Source organism: Caulobacter sp. 602-1, assembly GCF_003931565.1.
Classification (GTDB): domain Bacteria; phylum Pseudomonadota; class Alphaproteobacteria; order Caulobacterales; family Caulobacteraceae; genus Caulobacter.
This window is the reverse complement of record NZ_RRYI01000052.1, coordinates 1-351: the sequence shown is the minus strand read 5'-3', so window position 1 is coordinate 351 and position 351 is coordinate 1. Positions and strand designations below refer to the sequence as shown.

Genomic DNA, 351 nt, shown 5'->3' with positions numbered 1-351 from the left:
GGTAAGTTCCCACCTGCACGAATGGCGTAACGACTTCCCCACTGTCTCGACCAGGAGCTCGGCGAAATTGCAGTACGAGTAAAGATGCTCGTTAAGCGCAGAAGGACGAAAAGACCCCGGGACCTTTACTATACCTTGGTATTGGCATTCGGTGTGGATTGTGTAGCATAGGCGGAAGGCTTCGAAGCCACGGCGCCAGCCGCGGTGGAGCCGCAAGGTGAAATACCGCTCTGTTCGCATTGGATGTCTAACCTCGACCAGTCATCCTGGTCAGGGACAGTGCCTGGCGGGTAGTTTAACTGGGGCGGTTGCCTCCCAAAGAGTAACGGAGGCGCTCAAAGGTTCCCTCAG

At 56.1% G+C, this 351-nt stretch carries 1 rRNA gene; it reads left to right on the top strand.

The window, feature by feature from the left end:
- Positions 1-351, top strand: a 23S ribosomal RNA gene (locus tag EIK80_RS25205); the annotation flags it as partial.